This window comes from Bartonella sp. AP57NXGY (genome assembly GCF_042195805.1).
Classification (GTDB): Bacteria; Pseudomonadota; Alphaproteobacteria; order Rhizobiales; family Rhizobiaceae; genus Bartonella.
The window spans coordinates 1-506 of sequence record NZ_JBHIOZ010000719.1; the positions used below are offsets into that span (position 1 = coordinate 1).

Below are 506 nucleotides of genomic sequence, written 5' to 3' on the forward strand. Positions count from 1 at the left end.
AAAAAAGGCGATTTAGGGGGGTATATTGAAAATGAAAGCAACTTATCTCATGAAGGTAATTGCTGGGTGTATAATAAAGCTCGGGTCTTTCAAAATGCACGCGTCTTTGGAAATGCTAAAGTAAAAAGCTTTTTTGTTGATGTCTATGGTAATGCTCAAATTTATGGGAATGCTATTTTTGAAGGTATGACATTAAAGGACAATGCAAAACTGTCTGGTAATGCGCATGCTAACAACGCCGTTGTAATTGAAGGCAATGCACAAATTTATGATAACGCCCGTGTCACTGATCATGCTCATATTTCCGATAATGCTGTCATTTGTGATGATGCTCATGTCGGAGGCAATGCAAAAATAAGTGGCTCTGCTTACATTTGTGATGAATCACGTGTTTTTGATGATGCCGTTATTTGTGATGCTCTTATCTCTGGTTCTTCATATATTCATAGCAATGCCTCTTTAACAGCTAATGAAGATATCTGTGATGATGCATATCCTGAGTTTGG

General features: G+C 37.5%; 1 protein-coding gene. It reads left to right on the forward strand.

Features of this window, described 5'->3' with window-relative positions; translation table 11 throughout:
* A partial coding sequence (locus ACFIL8_RS12785; protein ID WP_375690163.1) for a hypothetical protein occupies positions 1-506 on the forward strand: 506 nt, incomplete at both ends.